A 25,937-nucleotide genomic window follows, 5' to 3' on the forward strand; every position below is an offset into this window, starting at 1 on the left:
AAGCGCATGTCTAAAATCATCAAAAGTATCATTGCCTTTTCGCTCAAGAATAAGTTTTTCATCTTTTTGGCCACTTTGGTGCTGATTATTTGGGGAGCATTGGCCTTTAAGCATATTCCGATAGAAGCCTTTCCCGATGTAACCAACACGCAAATCACCGTGATTACGCAATGGCCGGGCCGAAGCGCCGAAGAGGTGGAGAAATTCGTTTCCATGCCCATTGAAGTAGCGCTTAATCCTGTGCAAAAGAAAACTTCGGTAAGGTCTACCACAGTATTTGGGCTCTCGGTGGTCAAAGTAATTTTCGACGATGGAGTTGACGATGCCTTTGCCCGTCAGCAAGTAAACAACCTCCTGCGCGATGTGGCCCTGCCCGAAGGCGCCGATCCCGATGTACAGCCACCAACCGGACCAACCGGCGAGATTTTTCGCTATACCTTAACCAGTCATTCTAAAACCGTAAAAGAACTCAAAACCTTGCAAGATTGGGTTATAGAACGCCAATTGTTGGGCGTGCCCGGCGTAGGCGATATCGTGAGCTTTGGAGGAGAAGTGAAAACCTTCGAAATCAAAGTTAACCCAGAAAAATTGGCTTCTTACAATATTAGCCCCCTGGATGTTTACGAAGCGGCTTCAAAAAGCAACATCAACGTGGGTGGCGATGTCATTGTTGATAATGCCCAGGCTTATGTAGTGCGTGGTATCGGCTTGTTGCAAAACGAAGAAGAAATCCGCAACATTATTGTAACCAACATTGATGGAACGCCCATTTTGGTGAAAGACGTGGCTTCGGTGGCAATATCGAGCCTGCCCAGATTGGGTCAGGTAGGTCGCGACCAGCTCAATGACGTGGTAGAAGGCATTGTGGTTATGCGCAAGGGCGAGAATCCGAGCGAGGTAATCCGTAAGGTTCAGGAAAAAATAGAATACCTGAATGAAAAGGTACTGCCCGAAGATGTAAAGATCAATACTTTTTATAACCGCAACGACCTGATCAGTTTTGCCACCCATACCGTGTTGCACAACATGCTGGAGGGCATTATTTTCGTAACGGTTATTGTTTTTCTGTTTATGGCCGATTGGCGAACCACTTTTATTGTGGCCATAATTATTCCGTTGGCCTTGTTGTTTGCATTTGTTTGTTTAACCCTAAAAGGCATGAGCGCGAACCTGCTATCTATGGGTGCCATCGATTTTGGTATTATTATAGATGGGGCGGTGGTAATGGTAGAAGGTATTTTTGTGGTGCTCGATCAAAAGGCGCACAAAGTAGGAATGCCTCGTTTCAACCAGTTATCGAAGTTAGGTGCGATAAAAAACACTGGTGGAGAATTGGGAAAGGCCGTTTTCTTTTCCAAACTCATTATCATCGCCGCGCTATTGCCAATTTTTGCCTTTCAAAAGGTAGAAGGCAAAATGTTCTCGCCTTTGGCCTGGACGCTGGGTTTCGCCCTGTTGGGTGCCTTGATTTTAACCTTGACCCTGGTGCCTTTGCTCAGCAGTTTGCTGCTGCGCAAAAACGTAAAGGAAAAGCACAACAGCTTTGTAGAAGGCTTAACCAATGGTGTAATGAAACTTTTTTCGTGGTCGTACCGCAACAAAAGAATTGCCCTGGTTTCGGCTATGGCAGTGGTGGCAACCGGTTTGTTTTCGTTCAAGTTTCTGGGCACCGAGTTTTTGCCCGAATTGGATGAAGGCGCGATTTACATCAGGGCAACCTGTCCGTTGAGCATTTCGCTCGATCAATCGAAAAATATTGCCAACCAGATGCGTAAAATCATTCGCAAATTTCCAGAAGTCAGGCAGGTGATGTCGCAAACCGGAAGGCCCAATGACGGTACCGATGCTACGGGATTTTACAACATTGAGTTCCACGTAGATATCTATCCGAAAAAAGAGTGGAAAAGCAAAATCAGCAAAGAACAGCTCATCGATCAGATGCAAAAGGAATTGGAAAGATTTCCGGGCATCGACCTCAATTTTTCGCAACCTATTATGGATAACGTAGAAGAAGCCGTATCGGGTGTAAAAGGCTCTTTGGTGGTGAAGATTTATGGCGATAGCCTGGCCATTACCGAGCAAAAAGCCAACGAGGTATTTGCCGTGATGAAAAATGTGCCGGGTGTAGAAGATTTGGGGGTGATCAGAAACATGGGCCAACCCGAACTGCGCATCGATCTGGATGCCTCTAAAATGGCTTTGTATGGGGTAACTACTGCCGATGCCAATGCCATTATTGAGATGGCCATAGGAGGCAAGGCTATTTCGCAGATTTACGAAGGCGAAAAGAAATTCCAGTTGCGCCTGCGTTATGAAGAAGCCTATCGGAGTAGCGCCGAAGCCATTGGCAACCTGATGGTGCCGACAATAAGAGGCTCGCAGGTGCCGATAAAGAATATTGCTTCCATTCAACGTCTAACGGGACCGAGTTTGATATTTCGTGACGATAACCGCCGCTACAGTGCCGTTAAGTTCTCGGTTCGTGGTCGCGATATGGGCAGTACCATCGGCGAGGCACAAAACAAAGTAAATGAAGTCGTAAAACTGGGCAAAGGCTACGAAATGGAATGGGCTGGCGATTTTGAAAACCAGCAACGCGCTACCAAACGCCTGCAGGAAGTGGTTCCAGTTAGCTTGTTGGTTATCTTTTTGATCCTCTTTATGCTATTTGGAAATGCCAAAGATGCCGGTATTGTATTGCTCAACGTGCCATTCGCCATCATTGGCGGTATTGCCGCTTTGCTGTTTACCGGTACCAATTTCAGCATCTCTGCAGGCATAGGCTTTATCGCCCTGTTTGGGATCTGCATACAGAACGGTGTGATCCTGATTTCGGTTTTTAAAAGCAACGTACAAAAGCTGCGGTTGAGCGAATTAAATAGCCTTTCCCTCGAACAAGCCATTAAAGACGGCGTACGCTCGAGGGTAAGGCCAGTGGTGATGACAGCCCTGATGGCAGCCATTGGGCTGATGCCTGCCGCCCTGTCAACCGGTATTGGATCGGAAACTTCCAAGCCTTTGGCCATTGTGGTTATTGGTGGACTGATTACCGCTACCGTATTAACGCTGCTGGTGTTTCCGTTGTTCTTTTTCCTTTCGTACCGCAGAACAACCAGCAAAGCCGAGCGCCTAAGCGCTGGCTAAAGACTATTTCTTACGTTCTATATTGGGTAAAAAGCCAGTGATGATGCCTATCAATGGCAAAAATGCGCAGACTTTGTATACATATTCGATGCTGGTTTGGTCGGCCAATTTGCCCAGCAAGGCCGAGCCTAAACCACCCATGCCGAAAGCAAGACCAAAGAAAAGCCCGGCAATCATGCCAACTTTTCCCGGAACAAGTTCGGTGGCATAAACCAATATGGCCGAGAATGCGGAAGAAAGGATCAAACCGATAATAACAGAAAGAATACCCGTCCAGAACAAGCCTACATAAGGCAATAGCAAGGTAAAGGGCGCTACGCCCAGAATGGAAATCCAGATGATATACTTACGGCCAAAACGGTCGCCAAGCGGACCGCCAAACAAGGTTCCGGCCGCTACGGCCGCTAAAAAGGCAAACAGATAAACCTGCGACTGTTGAATGCTCAAATGGAACTTGTCCATCAAATAAAAGGTGTAGTAGCTGGTCATGCTGGCCATGTAAAAGTATTTAGAGAAAACCAGTACCAATAAAATAAACAAAGAGAAAATCACTTTTTTCTTCGAGAATTTGCTCACCACTTCGTCAGAGAAATTAGCTTTTTTAGCGGCGCGGTTAACCAAATGAACTTTGTACCATTTAGAAACCACCGAAAGCACCATCATGCCCACAATGGCTATCAGCGAAAACCAAATGATGTTAAACTGGCCATAAGGCACTACAATAATGGCAGCCAGCAAGGGCCCCAAGGCACTGCCTGCATTGCCGCCCAACTGGAAAATGGATTGGGCGAGGCCTTTTTTGCCACCTGAAGCCAAATGTGCTACCCTCGATGATTCTGGATGGAAAATAGACGAACCGATACCAATCAGGCTGACGGCCAACAGTACATGTATAAAACTCGAGGCAAACGACACGGCAACCAAGCCGATCAAAGTAAAGCCCATGCCTATCACCAGCGAATAAGGGCGCGGATTGCGATCGGTATACAAACCCACAAAAGGCTGCAACAAAGATGCGGTGAGCTGATAGGTAAGGGTAATTAGCCCCACCTGGGCAAAAGTTAAATGAAACTCGTCTTTTAAAATAGGGTATACCGCAGGCACAACGGCCTGCAACATGTCGTTGATGAGATGGGTAAGGCTAACCGTAAACAGAATAGAAAAAATGGTTTGCTGTGCCAACGCCTTGGCATCAGCAGCATTTGGGTTTTGGGGGATTTTAGTTTCCATAAGGACGAAAGGTAATAGTGTAAAAAATATACATCATATCATCTGATGATTTGAAATAAAAAATATTTGTGAACTAAATATTGGCCTCTCCAATAAGGAAAGGCCAATGCGGTTTTATTTTTTGGTGGTTACGGGTTTAGACTTAGCCTGTGCATCAACTACGGCAATCGTAACCATGTTTACGATTTCGCGTACCGAACTGCCTAGCTGTACAATGTGCACCGGCTTGTTTAGGCCTAATAAAATTGGTCCAACCGCTTCGGCCTCGCCCAGTTCCTGCAGCAGCTTGTAAGCCATATTGCCTGATTCTAGCGTAGGGAAGATCAGTGTATTGGCTGGTGCATCGCTTAGGGCACTGAAAGGAAAGTTCTCTTTCAGCATTTCGTTGTTCATGGCAAAGTTGGCCTGCATTTCGCCATCGGCCACTACATCGGGATGGTTTTTATGCAGCAAACGTACGGCCTGTCTTACCTTCTCCGGAATTTCGCCCGAGTTGGAACCGAAGTTTGAATAAGATAGCAAAGCGATTCTCGGTTTAACATTAAACTGTTTTACCGATTTGTTCACCAATAAGGTAATATCAACCAATTCTTCGGGTGTTGGATCAACGTTAACGGTGGTATCACCAAAAAATACCGGGCCTTTTTTGGTAATCATCATATACATGCCCGCCACGCGCTTCACGCCAGGCTCAACCCCAATTACCTGCAAAGCCGGTTTTACGGTGGTTGCATAGTTTTTGGTCAATCCCGAAATCATGGCATCGGCTTCGCCAAATTCAACCATCGATGCGCCAAAGTAATTCCTGTCGCGCATCAATTTGTTGGCTTCGAACAAGGTCACGCCCCTGCGCTGTCTTTTTTGGTACAAGGCTTCGGCATATTTCTTAATTCTTTCCTGTTCCAAAACCGGTTCTATAATTTCAACGCCTTCCAAATCGAGCACATTTTCGTAAATGATACGCTGTATGGCTTCCTTGTTGCCCAATAGGATAGGGATGGCGATCTTTTCTTCCTTCACAATTTGGGCGGCTTTTAAGATTTTGTAGTTGTCGGCCTCTGCAAACACCACTTTTTTCGGGTTGGCCTTGGCATTGGTCGTTACCTGGCGCATAATAGTATCATCAATGCCCAGTCTCTTTTTCAGCTCATCTTCATATTTGCTCCAATCGGCAATTGCCTTTCTGGCCACCCCGCTTTCGATAGCTGCCTTGGCCACCGCCATCGAAACTTCGGTAATCAGCCTCGAATCGACCGGTTTGGGGATGATGTATTCCTTGCCAAATTTAAAGTTGCGGGCGTTGTAAGCCTGGCTTACCGCATCTGGAACCGATTTTTTGGCTAAATTGGCAATGGCACGTACGGCTGCAATCTTCATTTCTTCGTTGATGCTGGTGGCACGCACATCCAGGGCACCCCTAAAAATATATGGGAAACCCAATACGTTGTTTACCTGGTTCGGATAATCAGACCTTCCGGTGGCCATGATAATATCTTTACGGGTTTTAACGGCCAAATCATAGGCGATTTCTGGATTTGGATTGGCCATGGCAAATACAATCGGGTTTTTGGCCATGCCCATGAGCATTTCGGGTTTGATCACATCGCCGGCCGAAAGACCGATCAATACATCGGCACCTTTTAGCGCGTCGGTAATGTTGTTGATGTCTTTTCGGGTGGTGGCAAACTCCATCCTGATCTCGTCGAGGTCGGTCCTCGAGGTAGTGATTAGGCCGTTGATGTCGAACATGACCAAATTTTTGGGTGTTACGCCCAACGACAGGTACATTTTGGCGCAAGATACCGCGGCGGCGCCTGCACCGCTTACCACTACTTTGATGTCTTTTAGCTTTTTCTTCTGCAATTCGCAGGCGTTGAGCAAAGCTGCGCCCGAAATAATGGCCGTACCGTGCTGGTCGTCGTGCATTACAGGGATATTCAGCTCGGCTTTGAGTCTGCGCTCGATTTCAAAGCATTCTGGCGCCTTGATGTCTTCGAGGTTGATGCCGCCAAAAGTAGGCTCAACACCCTTCACCATTTTAATGAAATCTTCTACCGAATCGGCGTTTAGTTCCAAATCGAATACATCAATATCAGCGAAGATCTTAAAAAGCAATCCCTTGCCCTCCATGACAGGCTTACTGGCCAACGCGCCGATATTGCCCAGGCCCAAAACTGCCGTACCATTGCTAATTACAGCCACCAAATTGCCTTTGGCCGTGTAACTATAAGCTTTGTCGGCATCTGCGGCAATCTCCAAGCAAGGCTCAGCCACGCCAGGTGAATAGGCCAATGTCAAATCTCTTTGAGAGGAGTGGGGTTTGGTTGGAACAACTTCTATTTTGCCCGGACGGCCTTGCGAGTGGTAGTCGAGTGCGTCTTGCTTCTTATTCTGCGTATTCATTTGTTGCATTTGATGAACACCTTTGCAAAGTTTTAAAACTTGCCGGGGTGTTTGTTTAAATTAAAAAATATGGTTAAGTATCCTGGTAGCCGTATTCCATGCTGCTTTCGGATCTTTTGCTATAATATTGTTCAGCAATTGCTGGTGTAAAAGGTAACTGTCTTGAAAAGTTTGGGTGTCTTGGTAAATTTCGTGGAACCAATTTTTGAGGTGCGCTGATGCGGTTTTGTAAATATCGGTCAGCACCTCGTTTTTAGAGGCATTGGCAATGGCCAGGTGAAACTGGATATCGGCCTCTATACATTCTTCCAAATGGCCTTCATCGGCAGTTTGTTTGCGCATTTCGAGGTAGGACTGTATTTTTTCGATGTCTTCTTCAGAACGGTTAAGCGCTGCTTTTTCGGCAATTTTAATCTCGATCAGCTGCCTCACTTCGTCGAGCTCAACCTTATCGGCACGCTTAAGCCTTTGGTCCATAGGTTCTTGGGTAGATACGGTACGCTCTACAAAAGTACCCAAGCCTTGCTGTACGCGTAACAGGCCCGAATTGACCAATAGTTTGATGGCTTCTCTAATGGTAGAGCGGCCAACACCAAACATTTTCATTAATTCTGGTTCAATCGGAAGTTTTTCGTTTACTTTGAAAATTCCTAGCGACAATTGCTTGCGCAAGCCATCAGCCACTTCATCGGCCAACGATTTTCTATGGATTAAAACTGTAGTATTCGTCATATCATCAGATGATGCAAAGGTAGACGAATTTTTAACTAAACCTTGTATTTTTGTTTTTATTTATGGGGATAGGTTAATCTTCATGGTTACGAAATGTTTTTTGATGCTATTTAACCGCAAGCAAGCTGTTTAGTTTTGCATTTCGCGCACTTCGGCATAGCCGCCAAATTCGAAAATGGGGCAGGAGCTGGCTATTTCAGTTGCTTGTTCCAAGTCGTTGGCTTGCAATAGTAAAAAGCCGCCCACAATTTCTGTTCCTGCACGATGGATCTGGTCGGTGATTTCGCGATCTGAGCCATGGATGAGTTTTCCATTCAGGCTAAGGCCGCTTCCGCCTTTGAGGTTTCCTGCCTTGCCCCATTCTTCAAACCATTTTTTCCAATGCTGCTGATGCAGGTTCACTTCTTCTTGGCTATGCTGCAGGGTTCTGCCGTCGGGTTCCCTAAAAATGACTATAAAATTTTTCATAATTGGATTGTTGGATTAAAGCTACCAAATCCAAGCGAAAAAGAAGACGATTGAGGGGGTTCAAGCTTCGCCGATGCGAATACCTACCCTTAATGGCTTGTGCTCTAATGCATATTGAAAGGCTTCCTGCGTTTGATCGAGGGAAAATTCTTTGGCTACAACAGTATCAAACGGAAAGCGCTGATGGTTTGCTGTTATAAAGTTTAAGGCATACTGCAGGTCGTCGAAATTATAATTGTGCAAACCTTTGATGGTAATCAGCTTTCGGATAACCTGCTCGGCGTCGATAGCTATAGGTCTGGTCTTGAAAACTGCACCAGCCCATACGGCGGTTCCGCCAATGGCTAAACTGGCAATGCCCAATTCAATGGCATCGGGGTGGCCGCTCATATCGAATACAGTATCTATCTGATGTTTAAGCAAGCTGGCCAATAGCTGGGGTTCGGTTGAAGAATAACAGAAATTGGTGCCAAATGCCTCGGCTTGGGCCAAACGCTTGCTATCGATATCGACCGCAATAATGTTTTTGGCACCAAGGGTTTGGCATAGGGCTGCCGTTACGTTACCCAATAACCCCAAACCTGTAATCAATACGTTTTTTCCGGACAAATTGCCCGCCAGTCTGGTGGCACCAGCAACGGTTGCTATGGCACAGTTAAGGGTAGCAGCGATGGGCAATGGAATGCTCTCGGGAATTTTTAAAAGACAGGTATGGGCTTTCAGGATGCAATAATCGCTTAAACCGCCATGAAAAGCATCATTTGTGGTGACTTGTGCATGGCCATACTTGAATAAATTGTCGGCTTTTTGGGGCATGCCCTTGACGAGCCAAGCTGTTTGCCGCGATGAACAGAACACGGCCCAGGTTACCAAATCGCCTATAGCCAAGGGCTTTCCGGCATTATCAATTTGGAGATGGTTTTTATCAAGAGCGACAATGCGCCCTACAATTTCATGGCCTAAAACGGTAGGAGTTTGCTCTTTGCGCCACCCGCAAAAAGTATGCAAGTCGCTGCCACAAATGGTCGTGTAGAGGTTTTTAACGAGTATTTCGCCTGGTTTAAGTGCTGGTATAGGATGCTTTTGCTTTTGCAGGGGCAAGCTGGCATCTTCAAATACAATAATGTTTCCTTCGGTCATGTTTTGGGGTTAATAATGCATAAATACTAAACAAAAGTTTACATATACTTAATTTTAAATTAAAAAATTGTTAAGTGGTTGGTGCCCGAAATCAAAAGCTATAACTGTAGCCGACGATATTAGACAATTATTGGGTTCTTGCCAAAGTAAACGTGCTTATCAAATAGGTTGTGGGTATATGGCCAGGAATGGATTAAAGGTTTGATTGCGAGAAGTTTAACGGCTTGTGGTGCGAAATAAAAATTTATATTGTTCTTTTTGTTTGGAAAGTCTATCTTTGCAGCATCAGCCTACAAGCTGAGAGGCCTCCATAGCTCAGCTGGATAGAGCACCGGTTTTCTAAACCGTAGGTCACAGGTTCGAATCCTGTTGGGGGTACAAATAGAGTTAGTGCTTGTCAACAGGATTGTCAAGTAAAAGGAAAAGCCAATAGAAATATTGGCTTTTTTTGTTTTATTTTTAAAATATTAGATCTATCATTTACTTGTTAGTACCAGAATTTTGTTTTCAAAAATATCAAAATATCCTTTCACGTCTTGATTACTAAATAATACAATGAAGTGATTGTCTTTAGTTTTAAATACTTCAGGGTCATAAGTGCGAATGTCTTTGTCAGATATTACATCTATTGTTACAAATTTGTTATTCTCAATCTTTGCCAAAAATGTTTTTTCAAAATTAGTGACAATGTGAAACAATTTCTCCTGATAAGGAAATGAAGCAAGAGTTAAAATACCAATACTGTCAAGCAATTTTCTTGTTCCTTTTGTAGTTTTTGATTCATCATCTCCAACATACCTAATTACAGTCTTTCCTTTTTTAGAGCGTGGTTTAGGCAACTTAAAAATTTCCAATGAGTCTGGATGGCTAATCTCAAGAATTTCCGAAAATCCACCCATATGTGCCAATGTATTTGTAATGTAGTATTTGTTATTCAATTTGTTTACAACAACTGGACAAGTGGATGCTGCTGAATATTCAATTCCCGTTTGTTTATTCTTAAACTTAATTGTGCCACCCCATTCACCACTACAGCTTTTTGAAACTATATAAACACTATCTTCAAAAATGTTGTCCTTATCAACTTTAACATCTTTAATCATGGATAACACCCTGTTTGAATCTATGAATTTTTTAATTACAAATTGTTTATTGGTTTGCCCATTACAAGTGATTTGAAATAAATTCAAAAGTATTATTGAAATCGTTCCTATTCTGATTTTTGAAAGCTGTAGTTTTTTTAACATATATTAAATTGAGTTTGATATTATTGGCAATATAAACAATATGTTAACGGGATGAATTATGCACCTTGATTCCATAAAAAATTTCATTGGTTCGAAAACTATTCTATTGGGTCGCACTCAAACCGTTCAAACGCAGCTATAACCCTTAAATCTTCTAACAAGTGGTTCGAACTGGATCCTTCTCGGGGTACTAACAAAGGTTTCTTACTAATGTAGGAAGCCTTTTTTCTTACTATCATTTTTCACGCAATTGCGGTTTGATGAGTCCAATCCCATTTTTATCTGACAAATGGTAAGTGTTTCCAAGTATTTATATCAGTTTATTCTCTGTAATTAAGTTCGTTGGGCGGTTATTCCAAATCAGAATTATGTTCAAAATAACTATGAGTTATCGTTGCTAGATATTAACTTAGAAACAAAATTTTGATATTAGGAATTCGCGTCCTGCCCATAAGATTGATTTAAAAACTACAAATAATGAAAATTTTACTGGTGTACCCTGAAATGTATGATTCATTTTATGCCTTCAAGCATTTCGCTTCGTTAACGGGCAAAAAAGCGGCCTATCCACCCCTTGGCCTATTAACAGTAGCCGCCATGCTACCACAAGACTGGGAACGAAAACTTGTAGATCTGAATGTAAAGCCATTAAGCGATAAAGACATTGAATGGGCAGATATGGTTTTTCTTTCGGCTATGAATGTACAGGAAGAGTCAGTCAGGAAAATTATAGCGCAATGTAAAAGGAAAAATGCAACGATAGTGGCTGGAGGACCGCTTTTTACGCACGAGCATGAGCGTTTTGAGGGTATTGCTCATTTTGTTTTAAACGAAGCCGAAATTACACTTCCGCTATTTATTGCAGATCTGAAATTTGGCCAGGCTAAGCCAATTTATAAAACAAATGAGTTCGCTGATGTAAGTACCACACCATTGCCACAAATGGAACTCATTAACATGAAGGACTACCTGTTTTCTATTGTTCAATTTTCACGTGGTTGCCCTTACTTATGCGATTTTTGTGACGTAACAGCTTTGTACGGACGCAAACCTCGTACTAAATCTGCAGCACAAATTATCGCCGAATTAGAGTTGATACGTAAATCCGGAGAAACCCAATCGGTGTTGTTTGCCGATGATAACCTTATTGGCAATAGAAAGATATTAAAATCTGAGTTGCTTCCAGCCTTAATCGAGTGGCATAAAGAAACGAAGCCTAATTTATATTTCATGACGCAACTTACCATCAACTTAGCTGATGATGATGAAATGATGGAGTTGTTGCTGAAGGCCAAATTCAGAAACATATTTATTGGGATTGAGACCCCTGAGGCAGATAGCTTAAAAGCTTCGCTTAAAAATCAAAATCTGAAACGCGACCTGCTAGACAATATTCATAAGCTGCATCAATCGGGATTTACTGTTTTGGGAGGGTTTATCGTAGGCTTTGATACGGATAAAGAGTCGAGTTTTCAAAGCGTAATCGATTTTATCTACGAGGCCGCAATCCCTATTCCCATCGTGAATGTGTTGAAAGCACCACCAGGCACAGCGCTATTTGATAGAATGAAACGTGAAAATAGACTTTCCCGCCATTTTACATTCTCTGAAGGCGAAACCAATATCATCCCGATGATGGGAGCGGAGCGTTTAAAAGATGGGTTTTTAGAGGTGATTTCGAATGTTTACCCTGCTGAACATTCGTATAAAAGGGTAAAAAGGTTTTTGGAAATCCATGAATTTCCAAAAGATGGCGGCGTTAAGGTAAAAGAAAAATACACAGTATCGCAATTATACTACGCTGCAAAAGCAATTGTCAAATTAGCGGTGTTTGATAAAGATGCTAGATATTACCGTGATTTATTGCGATGGACCTATAAAAACAAAAGAAACCATTTATCTTTAGCTGTGATGTATGGAGTAATGATTTATCAGTTGCGAGAAAACCATAATCAAATTGTTTCCAAACTTTTTAAATCGACCAATGTCTTTGAAGGCCACCATGAAGTGCAACCTTTGGAAGAAGCAGTATGAGTTTGCTTATATGATTTGAAGTTAGGGATAAAAAATTGCCAACTACAATTTGTGGTTCGAAAACTATCCTACTGGGTTACGATCAAATTGCTCAAATGATGCACTAAGCCTTAAATCTTCCAATAATTGGTTCGAATCAGACTCTTCTGGGTGTATAACCGGACTTTGAACAACTCAAAGTCCGGTTTTTTTAATATTAAATAGGTCTTCAATGTTATCTTAGCGTTGTTCAAAGTAGTCCTTCTGTTGGCTTTTAAAATTATAGGGGATTACGTGATTATTTGAAAACAATTTCTGCTGTTTTCAAATTTGAAATTAATATTACGGTGATTGGCTACTGGTAATGATTTTAAGGTTTGTCAGGCTTGAATGTATAAAGCACTCTCAGCTTATCATCGTTGGGCTGTAAAATAGAGGAGTCAAAATTATACCACCCATCTTGCGGACCTCCCTGACCTTGGTTAAGGTGCACGATTAGTTTGTCATTTTTTATTCTGTACGCATCGATTACAACCGTGTGTCCGAAGCCTTTAAGGTCTGAAAAATGAAGCATTAACGGCCTTTTAAGGTCTAGTTCATGGCTAATGACCTTTTTTAGCTTACCGAAACTATATGGGAATGTATGCTTCCACGAGATATATCTAGAAGTTTTCACCTTATAATGCTGTTCGAACAGAGAAGAGGGCGCAAGTTTATTCATGTACCGATCGGTACCAAAGTCCTTGCGAACCGCTAGTGCAGCATAGTAGTTATAGCGTGCAGTAGCATCAAGGGCAGATTTCGTTGTGCTACTATCAATTAACCTGACCATCTTTTTAAAGTCAACACTAGCGCTATCAATGTTTTCGTTGATTACATAGCCGTTTCTAGAAATATAAGATACTTTTCCAAAAGGCTTGAGCTGGTGATAGTTCATAATCTGTGCAAGAGCTGTGCTCCAACAGCCCAACCTTAAATGATCGGGTGTGTATTTTTCGAAACCTCCCATTTGTTTCCATTTGGTTTTAATAAGGATACTATCGTTTGTTGGAGATGTCCTGTTCATAGTTAATTGAAAGGATGTTCCAAAGACCAAGTAAGACGCTGCAGTGAATGTGCTAATGCCTAATAAAATTTTTATGCCCATTTTCATGTTATTGATTTTAAACAAATGAATGATAAATGGAACGTTATAACTTCTCAAAATCAGTTTTGAGAGTAAATATTATTTTTGAATCCGGTTTTTGAGGAGATACTCTTTGGGCGAGCAACCGACTTCAGCTTTAAAGATGCGGTAGAAACTGGCTTCAGAGTTGAAACCGCATTCAAAAGCAATACCCAAAAGAGATAGGTGTTTATAAGCCGGATCTTGTAGTCTGATTTTTACCTCTTTTATACGGTATTCATTGACCAATGATCTAAAGGTTTTGCCCAATAGCTGATTGATGGTTGCTGATGCCAAGCCGGGGCTTACCGCAAGCTGCTGAGACATTTTTGGCAAAGTAAGCTCACTGTCCAGAAAAATCTTTTTTTCAGCCAGCACACTTAGAATTATCGTTTTGGCAGCTTCAAGGTCTGTGTTTTCATATTTCGCTTGTTTTTCTATCGGCTGCTCAACTATCAATTGTTTTATTGTAATAATTTCAGTTTTAAGTGTAAGGGCTTTTATCCCCAAATAGTAGATTAGAAAAGTTAGGTATAAATAAAAGAATTGCCACCTGAAAAATGCTGTCCGGGTTGGATGGGCGTTATCGACCAGGACGTTGACAAAAAGACTAAAGCCTAGAAATGCTGTTACTACTAATAGGTTTCGAAGCCAGTTTAATGTGGGGTAACGGGTGTCGGAAGTAAATTGATGGACCCAGTGTTGATATTTTTTAATGTAAATAAAGCAGAGGTAGCCATAAATAAAAGCACTCCCCACAGACAGTATATCCTCAACAACTTTAACCTGATTGAAGTACCATCGTGTAGCAACCATATCCTTTTGCTGAAGATCATCAATAGGGAGCACCGCTAAATAAACCATGATCGAATGGATAAAGAACAATGCAGGTGGCAGTAAGTGGAATAACAATTTAGCTTTGAATTCAAAATTAGGTTTAGTCAGCGAATAGACATACAAAAATAGGATCGGTTGGATGAGTAGGTCTATTCCAAGCGGAAAATAACGCAGAAAAGGTTTATCCCATAAGTGTAAGGTGTGAATCTCTATTTTAAAACTTAAGATGCATAACACCAGAATAATTGCAATGAGTAGTGTTTTATGAAGTTCGTTTGCTTTTTGAAAAATCAGCACCATACAGGAAATTATTCCCTGCATCATACCAAAAAGAACGATGACATCAAACCAGTTAAATGACATGCTTATTTTTATAATACGAATGTATTAATTCTTTAGAGCTACTCTGGTCATTTTATGGGCGAATTTTTTTAAACACCTTGTCTTGAAGCTTCAAAATTTGATGATCAATCTTCAATAAGGCAGGATACTTATGTCCTCTTTGGTTAAAAATAGATATAAACACCCCATTTTCAATGCTTACGGTTTAAGCATGACGAAAACTCATAAAAATCATCTTTTTTAATGATTGCCACAGCCTCTAGGCCAAGCTAATTTTATATCGTAATATTTTTAAAGTGAAAAATCTGAACCGATATGAAAGCAATAGGATACAACATCTTTAGGATGGCAACAGGTATGGCATTAGCGCTGTTCCTGTTTGCATCGTCTTCGTGCAAAAAAAACATTAGCACGCCCGTTCCTGATCCAACACCAAAAGACACTACCCTTAAAATAGAGGGGGCATCTGGCACTACGTTGCACTATGGCGACACGCTTACCATTACTGGCCGCAACTTTTCTACTGTGGCTGCCAATAATGCCGTTACGATTAATGGTGTAGCAGCTACAGTGCAATCGGCCACCGCTACACAGCTAAAGGTAATTGTTCCTGCAGTAGGAGCTGTTAGCGGAGAAATAAAAATAAAAACAGGCACCCAGACTGCAAGTGGTGGTAATATTGTTTATGTGCCCGATGTGTTTGTGGCCGGTTCGCAGAATAATAGCAGCCGCGCTTTGGCTACCTATTGGAAAAACAGCACCGCTATTACGCTGAGCACAGAAGAGTCGGCACTGAATTCCATCTTCATACGTGGCAATGATGTGTATGTTGCAGGAAAAGAGAGAATCAATAACTTGCAATTGGCCAATTATTGGAAAAACGGCACTAAAAACACACTTGGCACCAACGAATCTGCGGCCAATGGCATTTCCGTAAACGGCAATGACGTGTATGTTGGTGGCTGGGAAATCATCAACGGATTTGACCTGCCCAGGTACTGGAAAAACGGTACGGGCACAACCATAAGCGTTAATGATCCCATTGTTGGACAAATCGTTACCGGTAATGGCTCCTGCACAGGGATTTATACAAATGATAACAGTGTGTATGCCGTTGGGAGCTATCGCAACTCGCAGGGGAGGTTTTCGCCCTGGGAATTCACAAATGGCGCAATACCAGCCAATACCATACCCAACAACGATAAGCATGACTTTGCCAATGCTGTTTTCGTAAGCGGAAGCGACAAGTATGTAGCAGGCAACCAAAACAACCCGACAAGTGGGTTGGCTATGGCAACCGTTTGGAAAAACGGAACCGCTGCAACACTAACTGCAGGTACTGCTTCGGTAGGCGTGGCAACTGCTGTTTTCGTAACGGGAAACGACGTATACGTGGCAGGGTATGAACAGGAGGATTATTATGGCGGAGGGCCATCCTTTGCTAAATACTGGAAAAACGGGGTGCCAGTAAAACTAGCTACGGTGTCCTCTGGTGCTACGGGCATTGCGGTTTTTGGGAATGATGTGTACGTATCGGGGTGGGAGAACAATGGAACCTATAACATAGCCAAATATTGGAAAAATGGGGTGCCCGTTAATTTAGGCAATGCGACACTCAATTCGTCGGGTAATGCAATTATTGTGCGGTAAATAGGGGGCAATTAAAAATAAACCAATGAACAAATTATTATCTTTCTTCTTTTTGTTTTTAGCAGCGTGTGCATCTTTTGCACAAAAAAGCAGTTTTGGCGTGGTCGGTTATACTGTTCCAGCAGGCTACGAATTAGTAAGGAACAACAATGTGCTTACCTATTATAAGGAAGATAAAAGTACAGGAGCATATTGCAATATCTTTATTTACAGTCCGATACCAGGACAGGGTGGTATACAGCAGGATTTTGACAATGCCTGGAGCAACCAGGTGCAAAAACCCTTCAAGGTTGCTGGTGCTGCAAACAAGCAACCGGCAGCTGTTTTAAAAGGTTGGCAGTTTTTAATGGGTACTGCAAAATATGAAGATAAGGGAATAGCTACATTGGCTATGCTCATTACTTTTAGTGGAGAAAACAGCATGCAGAGCATTTGCATTCTTTCCAATGCGGATAGATACAAATCTGATATCGAAAACTTTATTGCCTCTGTAGATGTGGTTAAGGAAATAGCTGCAAAAGGTGGTCAGTCATCATCCAATGGCTCCAATAAAACGAATAAAGCCCCATCATCATCAGGCAACATCAAATACGAAGTTTGGGAATGTAATTGCCCTAGCCTTCAAACAAACACGTCTATAACAACAAAATTAAACACAGTTGTACTATCGCCTGATGGCAAGTATCTTACTTATATGCCTCCACAGGGACTGAATGGAGTAACGCCACAGAACAGCAATGAAACTGGAAGCTGGGGCAATTTTACGGATCAGGGAAATAGGCTAAGTCTTGAAAATGACAAATATGGCAAAATGGAATTGTACAAAATAGATGCTATTACCAGGAGCAGGTATCCCAATTCAAAAAGCAGTATTTACAAAAAGGTAAAACCCGTAGACGGTTTGCGTTTTGAAGGAGCCTATTCACCAGAGTTGTCGTATTACAATGGCAAGACAGATGTCATATCGCGACAAATCAACCCTAACAAACGACCCATCATCTTTTTCAAAAAAGACGGCACTTACATCAATGAAGGCATCGAATTCAGTAATATCACTTTTGGTGATGGGTATGCCATTGGAAAGGGAACATACGAAATCGTAAACTATTCATTGATCTTGACCACCCAAAGCGGAAAAAGATTGCAAGTGGCATTTACCCCTGTATTGGATGCAAACCCTACCAATGCAGACAATGCTGGCTTCATCATCAACAATAATCTGTTTTGGAGATTAAACAAAACATTTGTTCCGAACCCTTAAATGTGGAAGAACATGAAAAACAAAATGATATTCCCATGAAAAAAATTATTCTTTTACTAAGCTTGGCAGTAAGCATTGTTGTTGCCCATGCACAGGAAGCCCCACCAAAGGTGCCACCTCTAAAAAATGTTATCGATACAAAGTTGCCGCAGCTGCCCCAGCAGCCCATAGCAGTTCCTGGAGGCAAGCCGATTCAATTACCGGGCAAACCCGATCCGGTAATTGCTTATTTAACAACGCATACTTGGAGCCTTATACGGTGGTGGGTTACGTCGAATGTAGGCCATTCAGTTACCGATCCTTCCTTTAAATTGCTTAGCAATGGTACGGTGAGTTGTAACCTCACTACGCCCGAAGCGAAAACTTCATTGCAAACGGGTACCTACACCGTAAACGGAAACCAGGTAACTATCCTTTTAAAGAAGGATACAAACGTTACGATGACCTGTAGCCTCAGCTTTAATCGTAGTGACAAAACGCTTACGGGCACTTATACGCTTCAAGTAGCGGCAATTCCGAATCAACCAGCTGGTTATACCCCTGGAACGGTAACCGGAGCTATAAAACTGGAGGTCAAACCATAGCATATTTTCTTTAATGCGTTTAACAAAACAAAGTTCTGAACAAATGAAAAAACTATTAATTACGATATCCTTTTGGCTAGCTTGCCTGGCTGTAAAGGCACAGAATCCTTTCGTTGGGGTTTGGGAAGGCGTACAAACCAATATGCAGGGTTATTATCCTAACGACATACAGTTTGAACTAACCGCCAGCAATGAATTTTTGTTAAAAAACAAGGCAACAAATACGGTTAAATACCGTGGCACCTATAGCGTTTCTGGCAATGCGGTCAGTGGCAAATATGTGGAAACAAACGGCAGTACCAGCAGTACGATTACATTTGCTGGTACATTTGATGCGGCCACAAAAAAGTTGATCTGTACTTATGGATATGATACCTCTACGAGGCTGGGTAAATGGACGGTTGCTCAAAAAAGTGCCCCGCCTCCTACAGCAGCACCGACAGCTACATCTTACATTACTGCCGATGATAGTAAATATTACCTACAGGTAGCTAAGGTGTCATTAGGTACCGGCAATGATAATAAAGATAAAGGCGCACCATTAACCATCAAGATATTTCCAAGAATTGATCAAACCTACCAGTTTGGAGGTTTATGGTTGGATAATTATACCGATGAACTCAAGAAATGGGAATGGTGGACAGTTGATGTGCCAAGGGCGCCAAAATACACCGAGGCCAGGAATACATTGGCGCTCTATAAAAAAAATGGCCTCGTCCTAGAAATTTTTTACAGTAGTTATGGCGGACCTTTCCCACTTACAGATGCGTGGAAGTTAGACAAGGTTTTGCTCGACCTGCGTTTTATCAATTACGTTGGCCAATGGCATCCCCAGTATGGCAACATGCATATAGAAATACCGGGCAGCAGTGTGTTGTTCAATAAAAAGACCTGTGTGCTATGGATATATCTTGATGGATATTTCAAGCCATTGCCGCCGAAGATTGAAAATAATTGCAACTGACCTTGTTGCTGATTACCATGACGCTTACCTGCAGTGGCTTAACTACCACTGTTAATGCAGGTGTGATCAACGGGACGCTGAACCAGGATCTGTACCATGCAGGTTTTGGTGATTCCTTTAAAAATTGCACCGTTAGTATTGGGCCTAAAGTAAGTGCCGGCGGTAAACTGGGGCCATTACAGGCAAGCGTAAGTGCAGATATTGAAATTGACAGAAAAGTGGTAATGGCGGGAGGCGTAGAAGCAGCAGCAGGTGTGGGCCTGCTGGCGCGAGTGCTAGCAGGGAAGGAAGGATGAGCTTAAATACCGGTGCAAGTTCATTTAATGGTACGGGTATCTTTAAATAATTTTCAAAAAACCGATAAATCATGAAACATATTTTGATTGCTTCAATAATGCTCTTGGAAAGCATGGCCTGTTTTTCGCAGGGAATAAAAAAAATAGCCGACCCACTAACACCCTGTGGTTCACGTGCGGATGTTGACAATATGCCCGGTATTTATACCGACCATAACAATACAAAATATGGATTTGCATTAAAAGGTTCACCTGCCGAAAAGACTGCAATGATGAAAAACCTCATCGCAGTTGAAAAACTAGAGGAAGCCAGCCGCAATAATTTTAAACTGACAGGATGTGTTGCCAGGGTAAGTTTTTCCGGCTTGGATAATCAAAAGTATGGTAAATATGCCTACGCAGGGTACGGCTACCAGTTAGGTTTCTATCAGTTTGTTTGTCACGTAACCGAGCGGGTCACCAAAATAGTAGATGAATACAGAAGTGTATTTCGGGTCAATATCAATCCGTATATTCCAACCGGAGCCAAAGCCGGTGGTACAGGAGAGTTTTATATGAAATATGGCAATCCGGTTTACGACATCCCCGTAGAAGCAAAAGCAGGACCCAATTTCGATAAAGAAAAAAACAACAATCCCAGCCGTGTATCGCAATATATTTCAGAAGCCCTGTTGCTCGGTAGCCGTTCTGATGACTATAAAAATTTTCATGGCGATTTTCTGAAACTCAACAATGGCAATGACTATGTAGAACACTGGGAAATGGGTGGCAGGTATGATAATCACGGGCCTAATTCTTACCAATGGATAGATCGCCGCTATTTTATCACGAAGTCCGGCGTGCCTTTACTGATCCCCGTTAGCCGTAAGCAATATTTGCAAGATATGCTGGAATATTTTGAAATAGAAAAAGCCAATTTTGAATATGCCAATGCAGCAAAAATTAAAAGTATAGGAAATAACACCGCTGAGTCTGCAAAAAGAACACTGGCCGCTTTGGAAGCGGATAAACTGGCTTACCCCAAGATCTATGAAGCCAAAAAGGCAAAAGTGAATGAACTGCTTACAAAACAAAAACCGGAATGGCTACAAAAACCGGCTGTGGTTGATAACAACAATTGGCTAAAAGATGCCAACGACAGGCTCGCTGCACTGGGCAAGTTTTATGATGCAGAAGGAGAAAAAACATCGGCACTGTATGTTTTAAATCCGGCCTATTTTATAGCCAATAACGGGCAATTTGCAAAACCTGTGCTGATAGAAGTACAGTTTCGGTATGAAATCACGAAAGATTATAGCTATTCATCAAGACTGTTCAGTAATTGGGAAAAGAACTTTGATCTTGGGGCATTAAGAAAGATGTTGGATTAAATTTTCAAATATTAGGATCATGCTTAACTGATAAATGGATACGTAAATTGATCATGGCTATTTAGTTGTTTTGCGCTTCGGACGGGCGCAATGAAAAGCGACTTAAATGCTCAGGGCATTCCTGCTCAACAATATAAAAGCCCAGCACTTTCGTAATGGGCTTTTTTGACCTTTAAGATTTTTTAGCTTATGCCAAGCAGCCAAGCCATTAATAAATCCTTACGATTACCTTTTCCAGGTAACGGTCTTTTTTCGAAAATTCGATCTTATGTTGAGTCTTATCTCTAAAAGTGTTGATCAGTCCGTCCGAAATGTATTTGCCGCTGCCACTGGTTTCCTTGCTTGTGTATTCGCCACAGTTACAGTTGGTCAATTCGAATGGAAATTTGTCGATTAAGAAAAGTGGACCAATGTATTTGAACTTTTTCGTGGGGAATAGTTCGATCTCATCTGTTAAATTTTCTTTAAATCGGATTACGTATTTTCCTTCTGCGGTTACATAGGTGTTTTTAAAAAAATTATTTTGGGTAATGGTTTCGATCGGTTTTCCTAAAACCTTATCTACGGTGGAGATATCTTTTCTGAACAAAGAATAGAGCGGAATTAGTTTTGTTTTATAGGCAGTCATATCAGCAAATGAACCCTGCTTGCTTTTCGTAACTAACAAAGCACTATTTGTGAGGAAGAAATTCTTTCCCTGGTCGGTAAAACCAATTTGCTTTTCGGAAACAGCGTGATATTCGCTTTTCGGGTTTTCGTTGACCAAAGTAAACTGCCAAATCTTTTGGTTTTTAATGTCGTTTAATAGGATGTCTGGTAGGTTAAATGCATATACTCTTCCCTTACTGTTTGTGGTAGGCTGGGTTGCTGTTGGCAGTAACGAAACCATGTCGGTTTCCGCCCAGGTTTTTGCGCCACGTTTAATTTCCTTATATACCTCTAGCTTAATGGAAATCCCTGCGGTATCCATTAAGTTTTTACTAAAATCGGAAATGGTATGTTCTACCAAAAGTGCATATGTGCCTGTCGAAGAGTTTTTGGCAAGTGCTAGGTTGTACTTTTCTTCTTTGTTGCTTGTAACATTCTGGAATTTGGCAACAGTAGAGAAATTCTTGCTGGTGATAGTGGTTTGCGCTTGGATAACAAAACTGGAAGCTAAGAGCAAAAATAGGCTAGAGAGTTTTTTCATTGTTTTGGATTAAGTAATAGGAGGAGTTTGTTAAATAGACTAAATCATTGTTGCATTTATAATGCATTGGTTTTCTTAAAAGCCAAAGCTGTCAAATGTCTGAGGAATAAAGCCTGCCATTAATGGGGTGAGAGTTGATTCGCACTTCGGCGTTGTGGTTCTTAGGGTTCATTTGGCGTCAATATAGACGCAAGATATAAGATTTGAATTGATTTCTGATTGTTCTTTTCCTTTAATTGCTCAATTCCTTTGTAATGAAATATTTATGCTCTTGCCGAATGAAACTGTAAAAAGGTTCAGTAAGCACTGGACTTTTTGATTTAAAATTTGCGCAATGCATAACGGATATTGATAACGCTGTACCATAAAGCAAAAGGCACAAGCAATACTTGTGCCTTTTGGATGCAGAAGACCATTAAGAATATCTTCTAGTTGTTTTTGATGAAAGAAGCTACGGCTTCGCTTTCTAATTGGTCGTTGCCAAAATTAAATGCAGCTAATTTAAACTGTTGTTCAAATGGCAATGCAATGGCGCATCGTGGCGAGGTTGGCTTGATAATATACATCACATATAAACCGCCACCGGCATTTGGACAGGTTACACATACCATTACGGTTGTGCAGGTTTGGTTTGCTTGTTGCTGCCACTCGGCTTGATGTGCGTTAACGTAGGCATCTATCTCTTGGTTGCATGGCAGCATTGGATTTGAAGGACCTGATCCTTCGCCAACGATAGGAATAAACAAGTTATTGGTCTTCGCGATTTTTTTAAGGTATACGGGGCCTTCTTTTGCTGCAAGTGCAGCTTTAAGCTCTGCTTTGGTGCCTATAATTACAGCATTTTCGGTTGTTTGAGCAGTAACAACTTTCATCGCTACCGAAAATCGTTCTTCTTCTTTTTGCTCTGTTTTTTCTTTTTTACAAGAAAAAAAAGTAACTACTGCAATTGTTAAAATACCAGTGATTTGAATAAACTTTTTCATAACTGTTTTCTTTAAGGTGAATAATGATTGTTTTCACCATGATATCAACCCGTTTTGAAAAATGTTACCCCATGATTTTTTTATTTCGTGTATTGGCAAATGCAACGCCTATTGCCGTTATTTCCATTCGAGAGCATTTCGGCTAGTTATTTGCTACGCTTTTTTTGGGTTTCGCCCTGATCATTCTTTTTAATAGCTTTGGCAACTGGATTTAAAAGCGTGAACAGCAAATTTGCCAATAGCAGTCAGGTGGGAGTAGTTTCCTCGTTCGAGGCATTGATTGATATGGAGTTTCGAGGTTCCATAAACGCCATATGCTGGCCTAGGGATTTGACTGGAGATTTTAAGGAAGTGGCCTCCAAGCTTCAATTGAAAGAAAACGTAACGGAGATTACTGTAGAAGAGCTTTTGTCCTTGACCTTATCTGCAGAGGGAGCCATGGCCAGGATAACCATATTAGAAGATCTAAAGTTTTTGGGAGCTTTAGGCCTGTCGCCAGTACTCAATCTGCTCAAAAGTTACGAGCGGGATGAAGCCTTTGATTTCATCTCCACCGACGTGTATTCTTACCACGTAGATCGTTCGCCTGTAGCTACCGACACCTTTTTATGTACTTATTATGGCGCGGCAAGTGATATTTTGCCGAATGATCAGGTTGAACAGCAAATTTTAATTCCAGAAATCCGGCAAAAGCTACAGGATTTATTTGATGGTCCGGATGGGGGATTTGAAAGCTTTCTGAAAGAATATTTTTTCGATTTGCATTATCGTCCTAAACCTCATGCTACACCTTTAAATCTAGGCCTGGGCCATCTATGGAAATTGGCGGTCGATCATCCTGAGCAACAGGTATTGCCCTGTGTGCATCGCGCCCCTCAGGAAAACGAAGGCGAATACCGCTTGCTTTTGATTTGTTGAGGGCAGCTTAAACAAATGCTTAATTGGCCATAGCTAACCTAGTCTCCTAAAACAACTCCAAACTCACCACCTGCTTGGCTGTTGACGAATCTTGCGCTACAGCCTGCTGTTTCCTGTGCTTTGCAATCCAGTCGGTATAAGCAGCAGCTTTTAATGGTTCTTGGAGCAAGCCTGCGCCAATGTGCATCAGTGTGATTTTGTTTTCTATCTGTTGCCTCAACTTTTGGAATTGGTGCTGCACCTGTTGCTGGATTTTGTTTTTCGGTTTCACCCTGATCATTTTAAGTGCCGGATTGAGCAGCTTGATCGTCAGTTCCTTGGTGAAATAATCTTTGGCCGATTCGATCCTTGATTGGATGGCTTGTTGACCTTCAAACCCGTTTTGCTCATGAATTTGCCTTACCTGAGCCACAAACTTGTCTAAAAGTTGAATTAAACTATGCAGTGTTGTTTGAAGTTCCAGTAGTTGTGCCTTGAGTAGGGGAATGTTGGCTTGGCCAATGGCTGCATCTTGATGCAACAAGTCGAGCTCATGAGCAATATTCCGGAAAGAGAAACGATCCAAAACCATTTGCAGGATGAACCGTTCTTTGGCTTTGCCAATGAGCTCGGTTAAGGCCTCGGTTTGTACGGGGTGCAGATAAGCCAGTACTTCCTTGTTCGACCTTAAGCTATCCTTATTGATCTTTGACTTCAAAACCAGTCCATTGAGCGTCCTAACCCGGCTTAAGGCCACATACACCTGGCCGGCAACAAACGATTTTCCGGCATCGATCACCGCATGGTCGAAGGTTAGTCCCTGACTTTTGTGGATAGTTACTGCCCAAGCCAGTTTAATAGGGTATTGCGAAAATTCGCCCACCTGTTGCTGTGCAATCACATCATCGTCGCCTATTTTGTACTCGAACGATTGCCAAGCACTTTTTTCCAATAAAAGTGGTTCCTCATCGGGAAAAGCCACATAGATTTCGCCTTGGTCAATCGATTTGATCTTGCCGATTTTGCCATTATAAAACCGCCGGTTTTCGCCGGTATCGTTTTTAATGAACATCACCTGTGCGCCAACTTTGAGCTGCAGCTCCGTTTCGGCTTGGATACCCAAATCTTTGATTTCTCCATCTATGGTGGCATTTGCGGTGTAGATTTCGCCAGGCAATTCGTTAAGCTTTTCCTTGTTGATTAAATTCGCTTCCGCATTATGCGAGGTGATGATGATCGGATTTAAATCGCCCTCATCTTTAAATGTAGGGTCGTAGCGCTCGTTGAGCAGGTTTAATCCTTCCTCGTCAATCTGGTTGTTTCGGATGTCATTTAAAATCTTTATAAAAGTCTCTTCTGTCTGCCTAAAAACCGTGGTCAGCTCCAGCTGCAGCACAGGATGCCTGCGGATAACCAAGGAATCGAAAAAGTAGGGCGATGGATAGGCTTTGCTTAAAAAGGCCCATTCTTCCTGCTTGCTTACGGGCGGAAGCTGGTACAAATCGCCAATGAGCAGCAGCTGCAGGCCGCCAAAAGGCAGGTTGTTTTTCCTAACCGAGCGCAATACCGCATCAACCACATCCAATACGTCGCAACGCACCATCGAAACCTCGTCGATAACCAGAAGCTCCAGTTCGTTAAACAGTTTGAGCTTGTCTTTGCTGTAGCTGAGGCTGCTAACGGTCGACTGGATGGAACTGATGCCCGCCTGTAGGTTTTGCAGATTGATGTCGCCCGGAAAAAAAGAACCCGGAGGCAATTGGAAAAAGGAATTGATGGTTGTGCCTTTGGCATTCATGGCGGCCACGCCGGTAGGGGCAACCACCACCATTTTTTTGGTGCTGTTGTTCTTGATGCGCTTAAGTAGGGTTGTTTTTCCCGTTCCCGCTTTTCCCGTCAGGAAAATAGACTGATTGGTGTATTCGATAAACTCAAATACCTGATCTGCTAGGGCATTGGGCAACTCATGATGGCTCATGTTGCAAATTTAACTAAATTAAGTAGTGTTTTATAGGGTGATGC

20 protein-coding genes and 1 tRNA gene are annotated in these 25,937 nt (G+C 42.2%); 10 read left to right on the forward strand and 11 right to left on the reverse strand.

Going from position 1 to position 25,937, the window contains the following annotated elements:
* The first annotated feature begins 6 nt into the window (after positions 1–6).
* On the forward strand, positions 7–3,144 hold the full coding sequence (locus AC6H1S_RS08045) for an efflux RND transporter permease subunit (RefSeq protein ID WP_497565813.1): 3,138 nt from the start codon (positions 7–9) through the stop codon (positions 3,142–3,144).
* Positions 3,145–3,147: 3 nt separating this feature from the next.
* Here the strand turns inward: AC6H1S_RS08045 and AC6H1S_RS08050 are convergent, their stop codons facing one another.
* The 5 genes from AC6H1S_RS08050 to AC6H1S_RS08070 all read right to left on the reverse strand — a co-directional run bounded on the left by AC6H1S_RS08050 (position 3,148) and on the right by AC6H1S_RS08070 (position 9,117).
* Positions 3,148–4,374 carry an MFS transporter gene (locus AC6H1S_RS08050; RefSeq protein WP_497565814.1) on the reverse strand — a complete coding sequence of 409 codons (1,227 nt, stop codon included), beginning with the start codon at positions 4,372–4,374 and terminating at the stop codon, positions 3,148–3,150.
* A gap of 114 nt (positions 4,375–4,488) precedes the next feature.
* A complete protein-coding gene (locus tag AC6H1S_RS08055; RefSeq protein WP_497565815.1) occupies positions 4,489–6,777 on the reverse strand; it encodes an NADP-dependent malic enzyme in 2,289 nt (762 codons plus the stop codon).
* 60 nt (positions 6,778–6,837) lie between these two features.
* Positions 6,838–7,509 (reverse strand): FadR/GntR family transcriptional regulator, encoded by a 672-nt coding sequence (locus AC6H1S_RS08060; protein ID WP_497565816.1) that lies wholly within the window; start codon positions 7,507–7,509, stop codon positions 6,838–6,840.
* Positions 7,510–7,638: 129 nt separating this feature from the next.
* Positions 7,639–7,977: a YciI family protein gene (locus AC6H1S_RS08065; protein WP_497565817.1), complete on the reverse strand. Its 339-nt coding sequence runs from the start codon at positions 7,975–7,977 to the stop codon at positions 7,639–7,641.
* Between the two features lie 60 nt (positions 7,978–8,037).
* A complete protein-coding gene (locus AC6H1S_RS08070) occupies positions 8,038–9,117 on the reverse strand; it encodes a zinc-binding dehydrogenase (RefSeq protein WP_497565818.1) in 1,080 nt (359 codons plus the stop codon).
* A 304-nt stretch (positions 9,118–9,421) separates the two neighbouring features.
* Between AC6H1S_RS08070 and AC6H1S_RS08075 the strand changes: the two genes are divergently transcribed.
* Positions 9,422–9,495 (forward strand) — tRNA-Arg (locus AC6H1S_RS08075).
* 98 nt (positions 9,496–9,593) lie between these two features.
* On the opposite strand, the gene AC6H1S_RS08080 is transcribed toward AC6H1S_RS08075, so the two are convergent.
* Entirely contained in the window at positions 9,594–10,364 is a 771-nt protein-coding gene (locus AC6H1S_RS08080) for a hypothetical protein (RefSeq protein ID WP_497565819.1), read from the reverse strand.
* A 477-nt stretch (positions 10,365–10,841) separates the two neighbouring features.
* On the opposite strand from AC6H1S_RS08080, the gene AC6H1S_RS08085 reads away from it, so the two are divergent.
* On the forward strand, positions 10,842–12,398 hold the full coding sequence (locus AC6H1S_RS08085) for a B12-binding domain-containing radical SAM protein (RefSeq protein WP_497565820.1): 1,557 nt from the start codon (positions 10,842–10,844) through the stop codon (positions 12,396–12,398).
* A gap of 349 nt (positions 12,399–12,747) precedes the next feature.
* Here the strand turns inward: AC6H1S_RS08085 and AC6H1S_RS08090 are convergent, their stop codons facing one another.
* On the reverse strand, positions 12,748–13,530 hold the full coding sequence (locus tag AC6H1S_RS08090; protein WP_497565821.1) for a C10 family peptidase: 783 nt from the start codon (positions 13,528–13,530) through the stop codon (positions 12,748–12,750).
* 72 nt (positions 13,531–13,602) lie between these two features.
* Positions 13,603–14,742 (reverse strand): helix-turn-helix domain-containing protein, encoded by a 1,140-nt coding sequence (locus AC6H1S_RS08095; RefSeq protein WP_497565822.1) that lies wholly within the window; start codon positions 14,740–14,742, stop codon positions 13,603–13,605.
* A gap of 294 nt (positions 14,743–15,036) precedes the next feature.
* On the opposite strand from AC6H1S_RS08095, the gene AC6H1S_RS08100 reads away from it, so the two are divergent.
* The 6 genes from AC6H1S_RS08100 (at position 15,037) to AC6H1S_RS08125 (ending at position 20,846) form a co-directional block, all read left to right on the forward strand.
* Positions 15,037–16,371: an IPT/TIG domain-containing protein gene (locus AC6H1S_RS08100; protein WP_497565823.1), complete on the forward strand. Its 1,335-nt coding sequence runs from the start codon at positions 15,037–15,039 to the stop codon at positions 16,369–16,371.
* A 25-nt stretch (positions 16,372–16,396) separates the two neighbouring features.
* Positions 16,397–17,632: a hypothetical protein gene (locus AC6H1S_RS08105; protein ID WP_497565824.1), complete on the forward strand. Its 1,236-nt coding sequence runs from the start codon at positions 16,397–16,399 to the stop codon at positions 17,630–17,632.
* Positions 17,633–17,667: 35 nt separating this feature from the next.
* Positions 17,668–18,216, forward strand: a complete 549-nt coding sequence (locus AC6H1S_RS08110) for a hypothetical protein (protein WP_497565825.1) — start codon at positions 17,668–17,670, stop codon at positions 18,214–18,216.
* Between the two features lie 43 nt (positions 18,217–18,259).
* Positions 18,260–19,180 carry a hypothetical protein gene (locus AC6H1S_RS08115; RefSeq protein ID WP_497565826.1) on the forward strand — a complete coding sequence of 307 codons (921 nt, stop codon included), beginning with the start codon at positions 18,260–18,262 and terminating at the stop codon, positions 19,178–19,180.
* On the forward strand, positions 19,171–19,476 hold the full coding sequence (locus AC6H1S_RS08120) for a hypothetical protein (RefSeq protein WP_497565827.1): 306 nt from the start codon (positions 19,171–19,173) through the stop codon (positions 19,474–19,476). The genes AC6H1S_RS08115 and AC6H1S_RS08120 overlap by 10 nt, the downstream gene beginning before the upstream one ends.
* Positions 19,477–19,547: 71 nt before the next feature.
* The gene (locus tag AC6H1S_RS08125; protein WP_497565828.1) at positions 19,548–20,846 is read left to right on the forward strand and encodes a hypothetical protein; all 1,299 of its coding nucleotides are present in this window, start codon (positions 19,548–19,550) and stop codon (positions 20,844–20,846) included.
* Positions 20,847–21,054: 208 nt separating this feature from the next.
* Here AC6H1S_RS08125 and AC6H1S_RS08130 read toward each other — a convergent pair whose 3' ends face one another.
* Positions 21,055–22,035, reverse strand: a complete 981-nt coding sequence (locus tag AC6H1S_RS08130; protein WP_497565829.1) for a hypothetical protein — start codon at positions 22,033–22,035, stop codon at positions 21,055–21,057.
* Positions 22,036–22,463: 428 nt separating this feature from the next.
* On the reverse strand, positions 22,464–23,018 hold the full coding sequence (locus AC6H1S_RS08135) for a hypothetical protein (RefSeq protein ID WP_199141030.1): 555 nt from the start codon (positions 23,016–23,018) through the stop codon (positions 22,464–22,466).
* A 219-nt stretch (positions 23,019–23,237) separates the two neighbouring features.
* Here AC6H1S_RS08135 and AC6H1S_RS08140 point away from each other — a divergent pair, with 219 nt between their 5' ends.
* Positions 23,238–23,936 (forward strand): DUF1826 domain-containing protein, encoded by a 699-nt coding sequence (locus AC6H1S_RS08140; RefSeq protein ID WP_497565830.1) that lies wholly within the window; start codon positions 23,238–23,240, stop codon positions 23,934–23,936.
* 46 nt (positions 23,937–23,982) lie between these two features.
* Here AC6H1S_RS08140 and AC6H1S_RS08145 read toward each other — a convergent pair whose 3' ends face one another.
* Positions 23,983–25,893: an ATP-dependent DNA helicase gene (locus AC6H1S_RS08145; RefSeq protein WP_497565831.1), complete on the reverse strand. Its 1,911-nt coding sequence runs from the start codon at positions 25,891–25,893 to the stop codon at positions 23,983–23,985.
* Between the last annotated feature and the right edge of the window lie 44 nt (positions 25,894–25,937).

This window comes from Pedobacter sp. TM02 (assembly GCF_059705275.1).

Coding starts and splice junctions, on each gene's coding strand:
- AC6H1S_RS08110 (WP_497565825.1), top strand. CDS start 17,668: ATGAAAAAAATTATTCTTTTACTAAGCTTGGCAGTAAGCATTGTTGTT.
- AC6H1S_RS08130 (WP_497565829.1), bottom strand. CDS start 22,035: ATGAAAAAACTCTCTAGCCTATTTTTGCTCTTAGCTTCCAGTTTTGTT.
- AC6H1S_RS08045 (WP_497565813.1), top strand. CDS start 7: ATGTCTAAAATCATCAAAAGTATCATTGCCTTTTCGCTCAAGAATAAG.
- AC6H1S_RS08050 (WP_497565814.1), bottom strand. CDS start 4,374: ATGGAAACTAAAATCCCCCAAAACCCAAATGCTGCTGATGCCAAGGCG.
- AC6H1S_RS08080 (WP_497565819.1), bottom strand. CDS start 10,364: ATGTTAAAAAAACTACAGCTTTCAAAAATCAGAATAGGAACGATTTCA.
- AC6H1S_RS08085 (WP_497565820.1), top strand. CDS start 10,842: ATGAAAATTTTACTGGTGTACCCTGAAATGTATGATTCATTTTATGCC.
- AC6H1S_RS08100 (WP_497565823.1), top strand. CDS start 15,037: ATGAAAGCAATAGGATACAACATCTTTAGGATGGCAACAGGTATGGCA.
- AC6H1S_RS08090 (WP_497565821.1), bottom strand. CDS start 13,530: ATGAAAATGGGCATAAAAATTTTATTAGGCATTAGCACATTCACTGCA.
- AC6H1S_RS08105 (WP_497565824.1), top strand. CDS start 16,397: ATGAACAAATTATTATCTTTCTTCTTTTTGTTTTTAGCAGCGTGTGCA.
- AC6H1S_RS08125 (WP_497565828.1), top strand. CDS start 19,548: ATGAAACATATTTTGATTGCTTCAATAATGCTCTTGGAAAGCATGGCC.
- AC6H1S_RS08060 (WP_497565816.1), bottom strand. CDS start 7,509: ATGACGAATACTACAGTTTTAATCCATAGAAAATCGTTGGCCGATGAA.
- AC6H1S_RS08115 (WP_497565826.1), top strand. CDS start 18,260: ATGAAAAAACTATTAATTACGATATCCTTTTGGCTAGCTTGCCTGGCT.
- AC6H1S_RS08065 (WP_497565817.1), bottom strand. CDS start 7,977: ATGAAAAATTTTATAGTCATTTTTAGGGAACCCGACGGCAGAACCCTG.
- AC6H1S_RS08135 (WP_199141030.1), bottom strand. CDS start 23,018: ATGAAAAAGTTTATTCAAATCACTGGTATTTTAACAATTGCAGTAGTT.
- AC6H1S_RS08055 (WP_497565815.1), bottom strand. CDS start 6,777: ATGAATACGCAGAATAAGAAGCAAGACGCACTCGACTACCACTCGCAA.
- AC6H1S_RS08095 (WP_497565822.1), bottom strand. CDS start 14,742: ATGTCATTTAACTGGTTTGATGTCATCGTTCTTTTTGGTATGATGCAG.
- AC6H1S_RS08070 (WP_497565818.1), bottom strand. CDS start 9,117: ATGACCGAAGGAAACATTATTGTATTTGAAGATGCCAGCTTGCCCCTG.
- AC6H1S_RS08145 (WP_497565831.1), bottom strand. CDS start 25,893: ATGAGCCATCATGAGTTGCCCAATGCCCTAGCAGATCAGGTATTTGAG.